The organism is Haloechinothrix halophila YIM 93223, from assembly GCF_000504245.1.
Lineage (GTDB): Bacteria > Actinomycetota > Actinomycetes > Mycobacteriales > Pseudonocardiaceae > Haloechinothrix_A > Haloechinothrix_A halophila.
This window is the reverse complement of the sequence record NZ_KI632509.1, coordinates 3,502,683-3,518,884: the sequence shown is the minus strand read 5'-3', so window position 1 is coordinate 3,518,884 and position 16,202 is coordinate 3,502,683. Positions and strand designations below refer to the sequence as shown.

Below are 16,202 nucleotides of genomic sequence, written 5' to 3'. Positions count from 1 at the left end.
GAGACATCACGTGACGTCGAAACGGCTGCGGCGCGCGCTCGGCGCGCCCGTCCGCAAGGGCGGTGCCGCGCTCGGCGGCTGGAACCGCGAGATGCGTCGTTCCGCACAGGACGACGTCAAGCGCGGCTCGCGGCCGGTACGCAGCATGGCGCTCGCGCTGCCCGCGGTTGGCGCGCTCGCCGCGACGGGCATCGCGTTGTCGCAGGGGCTGCTCGCGGCGAACTTCATGGTGGTCGACAAGCCGTTCACCATCCAATCCGACCAGGTCGTCGGTAGCGGCTTCGCGGCGTTCATGCACGACCGGCTGAAGGACGACGGCGGCGAGGGCGCCAGCGAAGGCATGGTCCGCGCCGGGTTCAAGTCAGCCAAATTGGACGGACTGTGCGGGTACGTACATCAGACCATCGCCACCGTTGACTACACGCTGACGATCAAAGCGGGCGAGGTCGTCGACGGCACGCCGCAGGGCACGACCCCGGAGATCAACGCGTCCGACCTGATCCTCGAGGCGGCCGCGGTCGACGGCACGAACAGCTCATTCGCCGATATGTACCTCGGCAAGTCCGCCGATGACATCCAGATGGGTGGCACGCCACTGGAGGGCGGCACGCCGGGTGAGTTCGGACTTGAGGCGGGCAGCGTCACGGTGGACGACCTCACCGCGTCTGCATACACGGTGGAGCTGATTGGCAGCATCGGTCTGCCGCAGTTGAAGCTGAACGTCGAGCTCGGCAAGACGACGTGCTGAGCGAGGAGGGCCTGATGGCAGGGATGACGACACGGCGGATCGCGGCGGCGTGGCGCTGGTTCACCGACTTCCGGCGCACCCGGCCGTTCTGGGGCGGGTTGTGGTTGATGCTTGGCGGCTGGGCGGTCATGCGGCTGACCGTCGCGCCGATCGAGGTTGTGCTCTCGGCTGGCGGGTCCGGCATCGCCGGATACCTGCTCGGCGGCGGCATGATCGGACTCGCCCTGCTCGCCTGGTTCTCGCCGTCGCAGCGCATGGTGTGCGGAGTGCTCGGCACCGCGTTCGCCGTGGCGGCGTTCATCGCGTCCAACCTTGGCGGGTTCCTCGTCGGCACGCTGCTCGGCGTGCTCGGCGGCACGATGATTTTCGGCTGGGGTCCGAAACGGCCCCGCCGCGAAGAACGCACGGCCGCCGACGCCGCCAAGGGCACTGCTCCGGAGGGCACTGACGTCGAATCGCCGGTGGGGGCCGTCGCGTGAGATTGTCCCGCCCCCACACGGCATTGCGGGTGCTGGCCGGGCTCGTCGTGCTGACCGTGCTCGCCGCGACCGCCCTTGTGCCCGACCTGACCGATGCTCGCGCGCACGCCCAGACCGACTGCGTCGCCGACCCGAACATCGGATTCTGCGTGGTGCCGCAGTCGTACCGGATCTACTTCGGCGACGAAGATCCGCTCATCGACGACTACGAGTGGCACGCTTACTCGTTCACCGACCTGGGCACCACCAGCATCACCCTGGCGGACGGCTCGACCACGACGGTGAACCACTACCGGTTCGAACGGCTCGTCGTGGACGAACACATTCTGATCCAGGAGTCGCGCGCTGACTACGGCGTCGACATCACCGCACCCGGTCCGATCGAGCTGGGCGGCACCAACGCGGACGGCGAGTACATGTGGACCGACGTGTGGGGCACCGACCTTGAGTTCCAGTGGGGTACCTGCTCGTTCACCTGGACCTGGGTACCCGACAACATCGGGCTCGACATTTCCGGCTGCTGGCTGCGGATGAGCGCCTACGCGATCACTTCGTACAACCCGGACCCGGTGCCGGGTGAGCGGGACAACCCGGTGTACCTGCCCGACGCGACACTGCGGGTGACGGGCGGTACGTGATGGTGAAGCGTCACGGTACGCGGTGGGGCAGGTCGGCGGTGCTCGGCTTGCCCGCGCTGCTGGTCGTGCTGCTGCTCGGCGTCGGCGTGGCGCAGGGCGCGCTGGCCAGCCACGTCGTCATCCAGGGCAGGACGTTCGAGCTCGCGACCAGCGGGCTCTACGGCGTCGACTTCGCGCTCGGCGTGGTCGAGAACCCGCGCAAGGTGCGCGCCGACGATGGCACCGCCAGCGTGGAGAACATTCGACTCGCCAGGGTCGGCTTCGCCGAGGGGCAGCTCAACGAGCTGTGCGTCGCGGTGCACCAGACCGTGGCGGGGCAGGCGTTCACCATCAAGCTGCACGGCGGGGACGGCGACCTCGCGACCTGGGAGATCGACGCACGCAACGTCGAGCTGGACGGGCTGGAAGTCAAGGGCAACCTCACCCTGGATGGTGTGGTGAAGTTCGGCACCACCGCCGAGGACACCACCACGGTCAAGAACGCCGACGGCAGCTACGCCGAGAACCCGCTGGAGGCCGACCCGGCCCACCACCGGTTCGGCATCGACGCCACGTTCGCGGAGTTCAGCCGCATCACCGGGACGGTCTACGACATGGAGATCGTCGGCCCGTTCGAGATGCCTGGTCTGAGTGTGTCGGTGGAGCCGGGGACGACGTCCTGTCCCGCTCCCGAGGCGCCGACGGCGTCGCCGTGAGGGGCGTCTTACTGACGTCTGGTGCCAGCCATGCACCTCAGCACGGTGTCGCCTCCTTCATGCTCGGCACCGGACCTCGCCGTGCAGGACGGCGAACCAGCCGCCGGGCTCGTCCGCCCAGGCGCGCCATGCCGCCGACATCCGTTCGAGGTCGGCGGACGTGGCGACGCCGTGCCGTGCGGTGGCGTCCGCGAACTTCGACTGGGTGACCCGTTCCGCCCAGAGCCCACCCCACCAGGCGCGGGACTCCGGCGTGGCGTACGTCCACGTCGACGTCGTCGGCATGACGTCGGTGAACCCGGCCGCCAGCGCCCAAGCGAGCAGACGTCGCCCGGCATCGGGCTCGCCGCCTTCCGCGCGGGCGACGCGTCGGTAGGCCGCGCGCCACTCGGCCATGCCCGGCAGCTCGGGGTACCACGTCATCGCGGCGTAGTCGGCGTCCCGCGCGGCCACGACCCCGCCGGGCGCGCAGACGCGGCGCATCTCCCGCAACGCCGCCACCGGATCGGCTACGTGCTGCAACACCTGGTGGGCGTGCACGACGTCGAAAGCGCCGTCCGGGAACGGAAGCGCGGCCACGTCGGCGTGCAGGAACCGGACGTTGCGCAACTCCCGCTCAGCGCAGAGTCGCGCGGCGGCGTCCAACGCGTCCGGCGACGTCTCCACCGTCGTCACGCTCGCCACCAGTTCCGCCAGGTCCGCCGTGATCGAGCCGGGTCCGCATCCGACGTCCAGCACGGTGGCGTCGGTATGCAGCTCTGGAAGCAGGTAGGCGGCGGAATCGTGCACGGTGCGCGTGCGGTGGAACCGCAGCACCGACTCGTGATGCCCGTGAACGTAGCGTGCTCCGCTCATCCGGCGAGGCTAGCACCCGATGTCCCGCGATGTAGGAGCAATTTCCCACATATCGGTCACCGTCTGCACCACGACAGCTCCACACCGCGCGTCGTCAGCCAGCGGTGCAGGTCGTGGCCGTGCCGCGCCAGGGCGTCCACCGTGTGGAACGCCGTGTCCAGTGCGAACAGCGTGTCCGCGTCGTCGAGCAGCCCTGTCTTGCTCGCCGCGAGCAGCTCGTCCGCGTCGAGCACCGTGGCGTCCTTGCCGGTGCGCAGCACGATGTCCAGGTACAGGTCGTGGGTGCGCCACTGCCGCTCGCCCCGCTCGACGCGGACGACGTCCAGGTAGAAGTCCTGATCTAGCTCGTGTCCGTCGGAGAACCAGAAGTCGGTCACCCGCAGCCCGTGCTCCGGCAGCAACCACGACTCGATGTAGTGAAACTGCCGCCTGCCCGGCGCGGGTCGTGCCATGTAGAGACCAAACGGCTCGACGCGAAACTCGTCGACGTCGCGCTGGATCTGCTTCGGGTCGGTGTTGGTGCGAGCGTCGAGATCGAAGACTTCTACCTTGGGCGGGTGCACTGCCATGGCATCCATCGTGCCGGAATGAGCAGGGCCGCGGCAGAGTGTCGGTGCTCGCGCCTACGCTGGGGACGTGGCTTTCGCAACCGAACACCCCGTGCTCGCGCAGTCCGAGTTCCGGCCCGTCAGCGACATCCCGCGCGCGGATGGCCGGTTCAAGGTCGTCAGCGATTACGACCCCGCCGGTGACCAGCCCGAGGCCATCGCGGAGCTGGACCGCAGGCTCAAGGCGGGGGAGAAGGACGTCGTGTTGCTCGGCGCCACCGGCACGGGCAAGTCGGCGACGACGGCATGGCTGATCGAGAAGGTGCAGCGGCCCACGCTGCTGCTCGCGCCGAACAAGACCCTCGCCGCCCAGCTGGCCAACGAGCTGCGGGACTTCTTCCCGCACAACGCCGTCGAGTACTTCGTCAGCTACTACGACTACTACCAGCCAGAGGCGTACGTCCCGCAGACCGACACCTATATCGAGAAGGACTCGTCGATCAACGATGACGTCGAGCGGCTGCGGCATTCCGCGACGATGAACCTGCTGTCCCGGCGCGACGTCGTCGTGGTCGCCAGCGTGTCCTGCATCTACGGTCTCGGAACGCCGCAGTCGTACTTGGACCGGTCGTCCAAGCTGACCGTTGGTGATGAGATCGACAGGGACGTCTTCCTCCGCGCGCTGGTCGACGTGCAGTACGCTCGCAACGACCTGGCGTTCTCCCGGGGCACGTTCCGGGTGCGCGGCGACACCGTTGAGATCATCCCGGCCTACGAGGAGCTCGCCGTGCGGGTGGAGTTCTTCGGTGACGAGATCGACTCGCTGTACTACCTGCACCCGCTGACCGGCGAGATCGTGCAGGAGCTCGACGAAGTCCGGATTTTCCCCGCGACGCACTACGTCGCTGGTCCCGAGCGGATGGAGAAGGCGATCCGCAACATCGAGGCCGAGCTTGAGCAGCGGCTCGCCGAGCTGGAGGGGCAGAACAAGCTGCTCGAAGCCCAGCGGTTGCGGATGCGCACCCAGTACGACATCGAGATGATGCGCCAGGTCGGGTTCTGCTCCGGTATCGAGAACTACTCGCGGTTCATGGACGACCGCGCGGCCGGTACCGCGCCCGCGACGTTGCTCGACTACTTCCCTGAAGACTTCCTGCTGGTCATCGACGAGTCCCACGTGACGGTGCCGCAGATCGGCGGCATGTACGAGGGCGACATGTCCCGGAAGCGCACGCTGGTCGACCACGGTTTCCGGCTGCCGAGCGCACTGGACAACCGGCCGCTGCGCTGGGAGGAGTTCGCTGACCGCATCGGCCAGACGGTGTACCTCTCGGCCACGCCGGGACCGTACGAGATGGGTCAGGCCGGTGGCGAGTTCGTGGAGCAGGTCATTCGCCCAACCGGGCTGGTCGACCCGAAGGTCGTGGTCAAGCCGACCAAGGGTCAGATCGACGACTTGGTGCACGAGATCCGCACCCGAGCCGAGGCCGACGAGCGGGTGCTGGTCACCACGCTCACCAAGAAGATGTCCGAGGACCTGACCGACTACCTGCTGGAGCTCGGCATCCGCGTGCGGTATCTGCACTCCGAAGTGGACACCCTGCGACGGGTGGAGTTGCTGCGCCAGCTGCGCTCCGGCGACTTCGACGTGCTGGTCGGCATCAACTTGCTGCGGGAGGGTCTCGACCTGCCCGAGGTGTCGCTGGTGGCGATTCTCGACGCGGACAAGGAAGGATTCCTGCGCAGTGGCACCAGTCTGATCCAGACGATCGGCCGTGCGGCGCGGAACGTGTCCGGCGAGGTGCACATGTACGCCGACACGATGACCGACTCGATGCAGTACGCCATCGACGAGACGAACCGTAGGCGCGAGAAGCAGATCGCCTATAACGAGGAGCGCGGCATCGACCCGCAGCCGCTGCGGAAGAAGATCGCCGACATCCTCGACCGGGTCTACACCGAGGCGGACGACTCCGAGGAAGCCGTCGAGGTCGGCGGGTCCGGGCGGAACGTGTCGCGCGGTAAACAGCCGGAGCAGGGCGGTGGCGTCCGCAGTTCGGGCGTGCTGACGAACCAGGACGTGTCCACGATGCCTCGTGCGGAGTTGGCCGACCTCATTGCGCAGATGACCGACCAGATGATGCAGGCCGCCCGGGACTTGCAGTTCGAACTGGCCGCACGGCTGCGTGACGAGATCGCGGAACTCAAGCGCGAACTCCGAGGCATGGACGCCGCCGGCGTGGAGTAGTCGGCCGCCTTTGCCGCGAGTCTCACCTTATCCGCCGCGAGTTTCACCTTAATCTGCGCGAGTTCCACGTTCTGGTGCTGCGAGTCCCGCGATCCGGCATCGCGCGTTCTCAGTTCCGGTGCGCTCGCGCCCAACAAGGTGAAACTCGCGGCGAGTACGGTGCAACTCGCGCGAAACAGGGTGCGACTCGCGGTTAGCTGGTCACGTCCTTCCGCGCGAACGCCCGCGCCGCCAGAATCCCGAACAGCGTGGCGTAGCACAGCGATGTGAAGGCGCCGTCGGCCATGGCGGACCAGTCGACGTCATTGCCGAGCAGGTCCGTCCACGCCCGCGCGTGGTGCGTCGGCAGCACGACGCGCAGATCCTCCAGCGCGGTGATCTGGTCCAGCATGAGCGAGATGATCGTCGCGAGCACCGCACCGCCGACCGCGCCGAGCGGCGCGTCCGTCGAGACGCTGAGGAACATCGCCACGCCAGCGACCCAGCTCAGCTGCACCACGATGTAGATCACCGCGAGCAGCAGGTTCACCAGACTCACGCCGAACGGCGCCGACTCGCCGGTTGGGCTGATCGCGGCGTCCGCGCCGTACCAGATCACCCCGGCGACGAGTGCGACGCCGGGCAGCACGGTCAGTGACAGGACCGATAACGCGCCCGCGACCAGCGCTTTCTGTCGCAGCAGCCGAAGCCGGGGGACTGGGATCGCGAGCAGGTACTTCAGGCTCGACCACGACGCTTCGCTCGCCACGGTGTCGCCGAAGAACAACGCGACGACCATCGGTAGCAGGAACGACCCGGATACCAGGAGCGTCACCACGACGAAGTTCGGCGCGCTGACGGTCGCGAGGTCGATGAATCCGCCGGAACGGCGATCAGGGTCGTCGCTGCCGAGTTCGAACGCGAGCACCAACAGCAGTGGAACGGTCACGGCGAGGCCGAGCACCAGGTGTGTCCGGCGACGACGGAACTGGCGACGCAACTCCACGCCGGATCGCAGCGTGCGCCGAGCGTTGTAGCCGGTCACGGCACCGGACGGGGTCGCTGCGGCGTGCTCGTGCTCGGCGGCGCTGCTGAACTCCACCAGCGCCGCTGGGTCGGTGTGCACGCCGTGATCGACGCGCGTGGCGCGCGCCTCGCGGTCGTCCCCGCGTGCCGCGGCGTCCTCGGACGCGGCGCCGCCGGTTGCGGCGCCGCCGGTTGCCGCACCCTCGGATCCAGCGCCGCCGGGTTCTTCGTCCGCGCTCATCGCTCCTGTCCTTCCGACGTCACCAGCCGTAGGAACGCATCCTCAAGACGTCGCCGAGGGCCAGCGTTCTCCACCGCGACACCGGCTGCCACCAGCGCCGACACCGCCGCGGACCGGGGCAGTCCGTCGAGGTCGGCGTGCACGGTGTCGCCGTCAGCACGCTCCGCTGAGATGCCATCGACGTCGTTCAGCGCGGCGACCGCGTCGTCCGGTTTGTCGACGACGAAGCTCGCCTCGCCACCCGCGGCGACGATCTCACCGACCGCGCCATCCGCGACCAACTCACCCCGGTGCATCACCACAACGTGGGTCGAGGTCTGCTCCACCTCGGCGAGCAGGTGACTGGAGACCAGCACGGTGCGTCCTGTCGCCGCGTAGCGCCGCAGCACCTCGCGCATCTGGTGGATTTGTGGCGGATCGAGTCCGTTGGTCGGTTCATCCAGCACCAGCAGCTCCGGCAACCCGAGCATCGCCTGCGCGATCGCGAGCCGCTGCCGCATGCCCTGGCTGTAGGTGCCGACCTTGCGGTGCACCGCGTCGCCGAGGCCCGCGATCTCCAGCGCTTCCGCGACGTGCGCCTGATCGGCTGGCCGTCCGGTGGCGTCCCAGTACAGCCGTAGGTTCGCGGCACCGGACAAGTGCGGCAGGAAACCGGGGCCTTCGACGAACGAGCCGATCCGCGACAGCACCGGCGCACCGGGTCGCACCCGATGGCCGAACACACGCATCTCGCCTGATGTCGGCGTGACCAGCCCCATCAGCATTCGCAGCGTGGTCGTCTTGCCTGCGCCGTTCGGCCCGAGCAGCCCAAGTACCTGGCCGCGCTCGGCCCGGAACGACAAATCCGACACCGCCGTGATCCCGCCCGGGTAGGACTTCGTGAGCCCCCTGATGTCCAGCGGGACGTCGGCCAGCGACTCGACCACGCTGTCCGCTCGCCTGCGGCGCAGCGCCGTCACCACGGCCAAGGCAACCACCAGCAGCGCCAGTCCGCCGATACCCGCCAGCTGCCACACCGGCCAGCCCGACGTCATCGACGTGCCGGACACCTCGGGCACGGCCAGCTCGCCAGACTGGGCCAGTTCGATCCGGTACGCGGCCGGTTCGGGCGCGTTCGCGTACGCCTGATCGGTCGTGGACACCACCAGTTCCAACCGGTGCCCTGGTGCGACGGGTCGCACGATCGGCGGGAGACTCACCGTGACCTCGGTGGCCTCGCCGACCTCGAGCTCAGGAAGCCGCACCGGCGACACCGCGTTGCCCGGCAGCGTGCGTTGCCCGGTCGGACCGACGTCGTAGAGCTTCACGAACAATGGTCCGGTGGCCTCGGCGTCGCGGGCACCCCCGGACCACGGTTGCGGCGTGATCCGCAGCCGCACCGTCGACGACCCGGTGACCAGCAGTTGTTCCTCGAACTCGCCCGAGATGAACCGCGCCGACTGCCCCGGCAGGTCGATGCCGAACATTCCGGTCCGCAACGACGAGCCAGCTACATCACCGAAGCCAGGGATGCCGCTGACGGCGGCTGGCGTCCCGCCGGGCGGGTTGATCACGACCTGCTTCTGCCCGGTGAGCTCTACCGATTCGTGCTCGACCCGGTCGACGTCTCGGCCAAGGCCCGGGTACCGGTCGGCGGCCAGCACCCGCACCGAGGGCGCTCGGGTCGCCTGGAACGTGCCCTGGACGTCGTAACGGAACGCGGGCAGCGGGTTGTCCTTCGGTGGCTGTGGCCCGTCGAGCTGGAACGCCAGCCAGTCCGCGATCGAGCCGCGGAGCGCGGGCCCCGGTCCGCCGCCGTCGTGCCCGCCCGCGTACCAGACGACCTGCACCTCGCCACCCGCGTCGTGGATGCCGCGCGCGTTGGCGTCCGCCTGGTCGAGACCGAACAGCGTGTCCCGCTCGCCCTGCACCAACAGGGTGGGTATGTCGATGTGCTCGGTCACCGACTTGGGGGAGGCCCGCTCCAGTAGCTCAAGGGTGCGGTCGGACGCTTCGCCATCGCGCACCAAGTCGCTGTAGGCCGCGCAGATTTGCGGGGCGAACCTGCCACAGGGCTGCGCTCCCCGCGCGCCGCCCTGCCCGGAACCCTGATCACCGGGGTCACCCTGGACATCGGATGCCGGGGGCACGGCCGGGTCCGCTGTGTCGACGTCGTTCTCCTCCGCGCCTGGCTCGGGCGCGTCGGTAGCCGCACCGAGGCCACCCCCGCCGAGTCCGCCGGAGAACAGCACGCCAGCCCAGCCCTCCTTGAACACGCCGTCGTCGGCGGCAAGCATCCGCGCTGGAGATCGTGGCTCGAACCGACCTGCCCGTGCGGTGTTCGGCAGCAGCGACTGCGCGAGGTCGTGGTAGGTCATCACCGGCGCGATGGCGTCCACGCGCTCGTCGGTGCCCGCGAGCGACAGCGCCAGTGCGCCCGCGTAGGACGACCCGGTGACGGCGACGCGCGGGTCGTTGTCGGTGTCGCGTTGTACGGTCGGTTGCGCGGCGAGATAGTCGAGCAGGTGGCTCGCGTCGGCGACTTCGGCGTCCGGGTCGTTGAGCGTGATCATGCCGGTGCTGCGGCCGAACCCGCGCGCGGTGTAGGCGAGCACCACGAACCCGCGCTCGGCCAATTCCTTGGCGTCGCCGGCGACGCTGTGCTTGCTGCCGCCGAAGCCGTGGGGGAGCAGGATCGCTGGCGCTGGCGTCTCGCGGGCGGTCTCGGGCACGTACAGCGTGGTGTCCAATCGTTCGCGCGACGGCGACCCCGGCGCCGCGGGCACCTCGCTGAACTCCTCGTGGGCCATCACGGCGGGCGCGTCGTCGTCCGATGTGGTGAACACCACGATCAGTGCACCGAGGACGATGACGGCCAGCGCGGCGGCGGTGATGCGGGTGCGGCGACCATGCGGAACGAGCCGGAGCAGCGGGCGCGGGACGAGTCGGGGCACGAGGCGACCGTATGTGACGAGGGCTGAGAACGTCTCAGCGGTCCCAAGATCGGTACCTAATTCGTGGCGTAACGGTGATACCGGGTACGTTCTGTGGCACAGAAGACCAGCAGCCGTCACTATGGTGGCTGTACGTGGAGGGGAGTATTCCTTCGCGGTGGTGTCGTCAGCTCGGTGTGCTCCCCTCGGGGATCGCGCCCGGCACCCCGGCTAGCGCTCCGGCGTTGGTGGAAGAGACCTCCGGCGAAGTGGCTCAGTAAACCGCTCACCGGAGGCTAATACTTCATGACCGTTCCACTCTGGCTGTGGCTGTCAACTGTCGGCGGGCTCCTCGCGCTCATCGCGCTGGACCTGGTGATCGTCGATCGGAAACCGCACGAGGTCACCACCGGCGAAGCAGCCAGGTGGGTCGCGTTCTATGTCGCCTGCGCCGTGCTGTTCGGCATCGGCATCTGGTATTTCGCTGGGCACGACCCCGGCGTCGAGTTCTTCACCGGCTACATCACGGAGTACTCCCTCAGCGTCGACAACTTGTTCATCTTCATGCTGATCATGACGTCGTTTCGGGTGCCTGCCATTCACCAGCACCGGGTACTGCTGATCGGCATCCTGCTCGCACTGATCATGCGCGGCGTGTTCATCGCCATCGGTGCCGCCCTGATCGCGAAGTTCGTCTGGGTGTTCTTCGCTTTCGGCGCCATTCTCATTTGGACCTCGATCACCATGCTGCGCGGCGGTGATCACGAGGAATACCACGAGAACGCGTTGGTTCGGCGGCTGCGGAAAATCTTCCCTGTCACTGAGGACTATGTCGGGCACAAGATGATGGTCAAGCGCGACGGCAAGCGCTGGATCACCCCGATGTTCGTGGTGATCGTGGCGATCGGCAGCGCGGACCTGCTGTTCGCCGTGGACTCCATTCCCGCCATCTTCGGCATCACCCAGGAGGCGTTCCTGGTATTCACCGCGAACGCGTTCGCGCTGATGGGTCTGCGTCAGCTGTACTTCCTGATCGGCGGGCTGGTCGACAAGTTGGTGTACCTGTCCTACGGCCTCGCGGTCATCCTCAGCTTCATCGGCGTCAAGCTGGTGCTGCACGCGACGGGGCACTACGGCTGGACCCCACATGCGTTGGAGATCAACAACTGGGTTTCGCTCGGGGTGATCGTCGCCGTGCTCATCGCGACGACGGTGCTGAGCTTGCTCAAGTCCCGCCGTGACCGCAAGCGCGACCTGGAGCCGCGGCAGGAGCCCGTGCACCAGTCGTCGTGACGTAGGCGGCGCACGAGTCCGGATTCATTTCGGGCGGGCGGACTCACGCAAGCAGCAGGTAGCCCAGCTCGTCGCAGACCCTGGTCAGTGGCAGGTCGAGGCCGGGGTGGTTCAGCGGAAGCAGGACGTCCGGCTCATCGGGCAGCGCAGCGCTGGATGGCGGGTCCCACAGGCACAGCGCGGGCTCGCCAGAGTCCATCGACGAGCGATACCAGACGCCGTCGAGCTGCGGATGCGCCGCGCGGATCACCCTGGCCCAGCGCTGTGTCATCTTCTTCGGCCCGCTGGATATCTCCTGTGACGCGCCTGCTCGCGTCGGCCACAGCCCGGACAGGTCCAGCAGCCGCAGCGTTCGAGCGGGCCGGAGCGCGACGAGGTGCGGTGAGCGGGTGGTGCGGTCGACGGCCGACGTCGTCTGGAACACCTCCGCGACGCTGGTGCGCACGGACAACGCGAAGTACAGCACACCAGACTGCTCGTCGGTCACGGGTGAGCCGTCCGGCGCTGGCTGTTGCGGGTCGAATCGGCCATGCGGCAGCGGCCCGGTGTAGCGGAACGAGTTCCACCGCTGCGGGTGGTTGCCGAGCGCGGTGAAGATCCGTACAAGCCGGGTCGCGGGATGCACGGCGACGACGTCTTCCTCGGGGCGCAGGGCATCGGCCAGTTCGGACGCCGACGGCGGGGGAGGGAGTCGTGCCATTCGGATGGGCGCGCGGTCAGGCTGCTGTGCCAAGGGTGGATGCCAGTTCCGCGACCGCGTGCGGGTCGCCGTGGGCGAGTAGCCATTGCCTTGGCGTGACTGGCTTGCCGTCGATCTCCAGGTCGGGCTGCGGGGTGTTCATGAACGCGGCGATCATCAGCGGTGGCTGGTCCTCCGGGAGCGCGGGCAGCACGGCATCCAAGCCAGGCAGCACGGCTCCGCCGCTGAACTGCCATGCTGGCAGCTGCCAGCCCTTGTCCTTCCAGCCGGTGAGCTTGCCTTCCTTGAGGCGGTGCCGCACCCGGCTCGCATCGACGCCGAGCAGCCGGGCCGTTTCGGCGACCGAGTACGACGAGTCGGCGAACACCGCCCGCGCGGCGACGGTGCTGGCCCTAGGGTCGGTCTCGCGTTCGTCGTACGCTGACAGATCGAGCCCGACGTCGCTGAGCACCTGACGTTGCGCAGGAGAGAAGTAGTCGGCGGGGTTCGGCTGTGGGGGCGACACCTTGCGCGCCGCGTCGGCGACGAGCCGCAGGAACTTGCCCGGGTCGATCTTCAACCCGGCCTCGGCGAGCACCGATTCCAATCCCGCTGTCATGGCGTCATCATAGCACGCGCGTGCGCTTTCGTGCGCTGGCTTGGTCATCCCTGGTCACGCAGCGAACTGCCCCGGACAACGAACTCCGGGCTCAGCTCGGTGTGCTTTGGCGTGCTCGTCTCGCCGGCCAGCCGCGCGACGATGTGTCGCCCCGCCGCCGCACCGATCTCGTACGCGGGCTGGCTGACCACCGACAGCGCGGGCCGCAGCGCCGTCGCCCACGCCGTGACGTCGAACGCGACGACGCCGAACTCCGTGCCGAGGCTGAGCCCGTGCTCGGTCACCGCGCCGAGCGCGTCCGGGGCGAGTTGGGGCGAGGCGATGAGGAGTGCGTCCGCCGACGCCGGGGGTGCGAGCAGGTCCCGGACGGCGCTGGTGGCGGCGTCGGCGTGCGGGGCGGCGTGGCGCACCAGGTGCTCGTCGGCGGCCTGTCCCAGCGCGTCCTGGTACCCGGCGAGCCGCTGCTGATCGGGATAGCCATCCGGACGGCAGCCGAGGAAGCCGATCCGGCGGTAGCCCGCGTCGATTAGCTGCGTGGTGGCCTTGGCCGCCGCCGCCCTGGTATCGACGAGGACGCGGTCGCTGCGCGGTTCGTCCAGGGGCCGGTCCACCGCGACGACGATGGCGCCCTGGTCGAGCAGTGTGGCGACGTCAGTTGCCGCGCTGGTTGGCGCGATGACGACGCCCGCGACGCGTTCCTGCAGCGCGACGTCGAGGTACGAACGCTCTTTGGCGGGGTCGTCGTCGGTGTCGCAGAGCACGAGCGAGTAGCCCCTGTCGCGGGCGGTGTCCTCAAGGCCCCGCGCGAGCGCCGCGAAAAACGGATCTCCGATGTCGGTCACGACCAGCGTCAACGTCGCGGTGGTTTTGCGGCGCAGGTTGCGGGCAGGCCCGTGCGGCCGGTACCCGAGTTCCTCCGCCGCGGTACGAACCCGCTTGGCGAGCTCGGGATCGACCGTGGACTTCCCGTTCAGCGCGCGCGACACGGTCGCCGTCGACACATTCGCTCGCGCCGCCACGTCGCCGATCGTCGGCATCGTGAGCGTCCTTTCTGCCTCCGAATAGCTTCGCACTACTAACGGCACGCGAGCGCCGGTGTCACGGAGACGCCGAGCACGGTATCACCCACATGGACCACAATAGCCGCTATCCAGGGTCTTGACGGTGGTCTTCGGCGGCGCCCTCGGTGACCCTGTGAAGGGGTACGAGGAGGAGGTCGCATGGCAAGGCTGGTCGGGGTGGTGGCACGCGTGGCCGTTGCCGGTGTGGTGGTCATCACACTGCTGGCGGCCGGGCTGTCCGGGGCGAACGCGAAGCCGGTGGAGCCGGCCATCGTGGGTGGGCAGGACGCCGCGATCGAGGACTTTCCGTTCACGGTGGCGCTGCGGTTCGCCGCGAGTGGCGAGCAGTTCTGCGGCGGGACGCTGGTCGCGCCGGACAAGGTCGTCACTGCCGCGCACTGCGTCGCGCCGGAAGACCCCGCCGATCTCAGCGTGGTCTCTGGCAGGACGAGGCTGAGTTCGGACGAGGGCGACGAGTCGACGGTCAGCGACATCTGGGTGCATCCGGACAACGGCACCGATGGCGCGAACTACGACGTCGCCGTGCTGACGCTGACTGAGCCGGTGGAGCAGCAAGTCGCAGACCTCGCCGAGCGGGACGACTCGGCGTACGAGCCGGACACCGAGGCGACCGTGCTCGGCTGGGGCCGCACCTCGGAGGGGGGCAGGTCCGCCGACCACCTCCAGCAGGTGCAGGTGCCGATCACCTCCAACAAGTACTGCTCGGACGCCTACGGCGATTCCTATCGCAAGAGCGGCATGGTGTGCGCTGGGTTCGAGGAAGGCGGCAAGGACGCCTGCCAGGGCGATTCCGGGGGACCGCTCGTCGTGGGGACGACGCTGATCGGCGTCGTCTCGTGGGGCGAGGGCTGCGCGCGGCCGGGCAAGCCGGGCGTCTACGCCAAGATCGGCGCGTTTGCCGACGAACTGTCCGAGCAGATCGGCGACGGCGAGAACGAACCGGGTGATCCGAACGAACCGGAGCCGACGCCCGAGCCGGAACCCGCGCCACAGCCAGAACCGGCGCCACAGCCAGAACCGGCGCCGACCAGCACGACAGCCCCCACTCAGGAACCCGCACCGACGCCGCAGCCCACTCCGACAACCACGCCCACGACCACGCCCACGCCCACGACCGAGCCGACGGCGACACCGACGACGACGCCGCAGCCCTGACTAGGAGTGTTCCGCGCCGGTAGCCTCGGACGTGATGAGGCTCGTGACCGATGGCGACATCGCGGCGGCAGCCGCTCGGATCGAGCCGTACGTGCTGCGCACGCCGTTACTTGACTCCGAACGCCTTTCCGGCGAACTGGGCTGTCGCGTGCTGGTCAAAGCGGAGAATCTGCAGCACACCGGCAGCTTCAAGCCCCGAGGCGCGTGCAACGCACTGTTGTCCTGGCGCGAGCAGGGCGATTTGCCGGAGCGCGTCGTCAGCTTCTCGGCGGGCAACCACGCCGCCGCCGTCGCGTTCGCGGGCAGGAAGCTCGGGGTGACCGTGACGGTCAGCATGCCCGAATCAGCCCATCCCTCCAAAGTGGACAACGTGCGTCGCTACGGCGGGGAGATCGTGCCGACCGACGACTTGATGGGTACCTGCGAGAAACTGGCGCGGGAGTACGACTGCCCTGCGCTGTACCCATTCGATCTGTCCGAGGTGATGGCGGGCCAGGGCACCATCGGCCGGGAGATCTGCGCCGACCTGCTTCCCGGCGTCGAACCGGACGTCGTCCTCGTCCCGGTCGGCGGTGGTGGCCTCGTTGGCGGCATCGCGACCGCCGTGAAGGCCGCCGCGCCCGGCTGCCGCGTGGTCGGCGTCGAACCGGCGCTGTCCAACGCCGTCGAGCAGGCCCTCGCGGCGGGCGAGGTGGTGCGGCTACCTCGCGGCACCCCGACCATCGCCGATGGCCTCGCAGCGCCGTTCGCCGGGGAGCGCACGCTGGCCCAGGTCCAGCGCTACGTCGACGATGTCGTCAGCGTCGACGAACAGGACATCGCCGCGGCGTGGCCTGACATGGTCACCGCGACGAAACTGCTGCTGGAGCCGTCTGCCGTTGTCGGGCTCGCCGCGTTGCGCGCCGGAGCGGTCACGGTGCCGACGGACGGGACCGTGGTGCTGGTCGCCTCCGGCGGCAACGCCGCGCCGCCCCCTGACTGAGCGATGGTCCCTGCCGTGACGGG

Annotated in this window: 15 protein-coding genes; 8 read left to right on the top strand and 7 right to left on the bottom strand. The window is 68.8% G+C overall.

Annotated features, from left to right (window positions below):
• The first annotated feature begins 10 nt into the window (after positions 1–10).
• The 4 genes from AMYHA_RS16170 to AMYHA_RS16155 are packed head-to-tail and all read left to right on the top strand — an operon-like array spanning position 11 to position 2,560.
• Positions 11–748 carry a DUF6230 family protein gene (locus tag AMYHA_RS16170; protein ID WP_034272226.1) on the top strand — a complete coding sequence of 246 codons (738 nt, stop codon included), beginning with the start codon at positions 11–13 and terminating at the stop codon, positions 746–748.
• Positions 749–762: 14 nt separating this feature from the next.
• Complete coding sequence (locus AMYHA_RS16165) at positions 763–1,227, top strand: DUF6114 domain-containing protein (protein WP_196776910.1); 465 nt, start codon at positions 763–765, stop codon at positions 1,225–1,227.
• On the top strand, positions 1,224–1,865 hold the full coding sequence (locus tag AMYHA_RS16160) for a hypothetical protein (RefSeq protein WP_157362160.1): 642 nt from the start codon (positions 1,224–1,226) through the stop codon (positions 1,863–1,865). Before AMYHA_RS16165 ends, AMYHA_RS16160 begins: the two co-directional genes overlap by 4 nt.
• Entirely contained in the window at positions 1,865–2,560 is a 696-nt protein-coding gene (locus AMYHA_RS16155) for a DUF6230 family protein (protein ID WP_034272221.1), read from the top strand. The genes AMYHA_RS16160 and AMYHA_RS16155 overlap by 1 nt, the downstream gene beginning before the upstream one ends.
• A 57-nt stretch (positions 2,561–2,617) precedes the next feature.
• Here AMYHA_RS16155 and AMYHA_RS16150 read toward each other — a convergent pair whose 3' ends face one another.
• Together AMYHA_RS16150 and AMYHA_RS16145 are read right to left on the bottom strand one after the other, a co-directional pair.
• A complete protein-coding gene (locus AMYHA_RS16150) occupies positions 2,618–3,415 on the bottom strand; it encodes a class I SAM-dependent methyltransferase (RefSeq protein ID WP_034272218.1) in 798 nt (265 codons plus the stop codon).
• A gap of 56 nt (positions 3,416–3,471) precedes the next feature.
• Positions 3,472–3,984 carry a DUF402 domain-containing protein gene (locus tag AMYHA_RS16145; protein WP_034272216.1) on the bottom strand — a complete coding sequence of 171 codons (513 nt, stop codon included), beginning with the start codon at positions 3,982–3,984 and terminating at the stop codon, positions 3,472–3,474.
• A gap of 67 nt (positions 3,985–4,051) precedes the next feature.
• On the opposite strand from AMYHA_RS16145, the gene uvrB reads away from it, so the two are divergent.
• Entirely contained in the window at positions 4,052–6,211 is a 2,160-nt protein-coding gene (gene uvrB / locus AMYHA_RS16140; protein ID WP_034272214.1) for an excinuclease ABC subunit UvrB, read from the top strand.
• A gap of 193 nt (positions 6,212–6,404) precedes the next feature.
• Here the strand turns inward: uvrB and AMYHA_RS16135 are convergent, their stop codons facing one another.
• Positions 6,405–7,457, bottom strand: a complete 1,053-nt coding sequence (locus AMYHA_RS16135; protein WP_084037288.1) for an ABC transporter permease — start codon at positions 7,455–7,457, stop codon at positions 6,405–6,407.
• The gene (locus AMYHA_RS16130) at positions 7,454–10,390 is read right to left on the bottom strand and encodes an alpha/beta fold hydrolase (protein WP_034272212.1); all 2,937 of its coding nucleotides are present in this window, start codon (positions 10,388–10,390) and stop codon (positions 7,454–7,456) included. The genes AMYHA_RS16135 and AMYHA_RS16130 overlap by 4 nt, the downstream gene beginning before the upstream one ends.
• A gap of 285 nt (positions 10,391–10,675) precedes the next feature.
• On the opposite strand from AMYHA_RS16130, the gene AMYHA_RS16125 reads away from it, so the two are divergent.
• The gene (locus tag AMYHA_RS16125; protein ID WP_034272210.1) at positions 10,676–11,662 is read left to right on the top strand and encodes a TerC family protein; all 987 of its coding nucleotides are present in this window, start codon (positions 10,676–10,678) and stop codon (positions 11,660–11,662) included.
• A gap of 43 nt (positions 11,663–11,705) precedes the next feature.
• Here the strand turns inward: AMYHA_RS16125 and AMYHA_RS16120 are convergent, their stop codons facing one another.
• From AMYHA_RS16120 to AMYHA_RS16110, 3 genes are read right to left on the bottom strand one after another with little or no spacing between them, the layout of a single operon-like run.
• Positions 11,706–12,362 carry an RES family NAD+ phosphorylase gene (locus tag AMYHA_RS16120; RefSeq protein WP_034272208.1) on the bottom strand — a complete coding sequence of 219 codons (657 nt, stop codon included), beginning with the start codon at positions 12,360–12,362 and terminating at the stop codon, positions 11,706–11,708.
• Positions 12,363–12,378: 16 nt separating this feature from the next.
• Positions 12,379–12,960: a hypothetical protein gene (locus tag AMYHA_RS16115; RefSeq protein WP_034277528.1), complete on the bottom strand. Its 582-nt coding sequence runs from the start codon at positions 12,958–12,960 to the stop codon at positions 12,379–12,381.
• A gap of 44 nt (positions 12,961–13,004) precedes the next feature.
• On the bottom strand, positions 13,005–13,997 hold the full coding sequence (locus AMYHA_RS16110) for a LacI family DNA-binding transcriptional regulator (protein WP_034272205.1): 993 nt from the start codon (positions 13,995–13,997) through the stop codon (positions 13,005–13,007).
• Positions 13,998–14,180: 183 nt separating this feature from the next.
• On the opposite strand from AMYHA_RS16110, the gene AMYHA_RS16105 reads away from it, so the two are divergent.
• Positions 14,181–15,197, top strand: coding sequence for a S1 family peptidase (locus AMYHA_RS16105; RefSeq protein ID WP_196776909.1), 1,017 nt, complete (start codon positions 14,181–14,183; stop codon positions 15,195–15,197).
• 34 nt (positions 15,198–15,231) lie between these two features.
• Positions 15,232–16,179, top strand: a complete 948-nt coding sequence (locus AMYHA_RS16100; protein WP_034272203.1) for a threonine/serine dehydratase — start codon at positions 15,232–15,234, stop codon at positions 16,177–16,179.
• Positions 16,180–16,202: the final 23 nt, after the last annotated feature.

Coding starts and splice junctions, on each gene's coding strand:
- AMYHA_RS16100 (WP_034272203.1), top strand. CDS start 15,232: ATGAGGCTCGTGACCGATGGCGACATCGCGGCGGCAGCCGCTCGGATC.
- AMYHA_RS16125 (WP_034272210.1), top strand. CDS start 10,676: ATGACCGTTCCACTCTGGCTGTGGCTGTCAACTGTCGGCGGGCTCCTC.
- AMYHA_RS16145 (WP_034272216.1), bottom strand. CDS start 3,984: ATGGCAGTGCACCCGCCCAAGGTAGAAGTCTTCGATCTCGACGCTCGC.
- AMYHA_RS16105 (WP_196776909.1), top strand. CDS start 14,181: ATGGCAAGGCTGGTCGGGGTGGTGGCACGCGTGGCCGTTGCCGGTGTG.
- AMYHA_RS16110 (WP_034272205.1), bottom strand. CDS start 13,997: ATGCCGACGATCGGCGACGTGGCGGCGCGAGCGAATGTGTCGACGGCG.
- AMYHA_RS16115 (WP_034277528.1), bottom strand. CDS start 12,960: ATGACAGCGGGATTGGAATCGGTGCTCGCCGAGGCCGGGTTGAAGATC.
- AMYHA_RS16135 (WP_084037288.1), bottom strand. CDS start 7,457: ATGAGCGCGGACGAAGAACCCGGCGGCGCTGGATCCGAGGGTGCGGCA.
- AMYHA_RS16155 (WP_034272221.1), top strand. CDS start 1,865: ATGGTGAAGCGTCACGGTACGCGGTGGGGCAGGTCGGCGGTGCTCGGC.
- AMYHA_RS16150 (WP_034272218.1), bottom strand. CDS start 3,415: ATGAGCGGAGCACGCTACGTTCACGGGCATCACGAGTCGGTGCTGCGG.
- AMYHA_RS16165 (WP_196776910.1), top strand. CDS start 763: ATGGCAGGGATGACGACACGGCGGATCGCGGCGGCGTGGCGCTGGTTC.
- AMYHA_RS16120 (WP_034272208.1), bottom strand. CDS start 12,362: ATGGCACGACTCCCTCCCCCGCCGTCGGCGTCCGAACTGGCCGATGCC.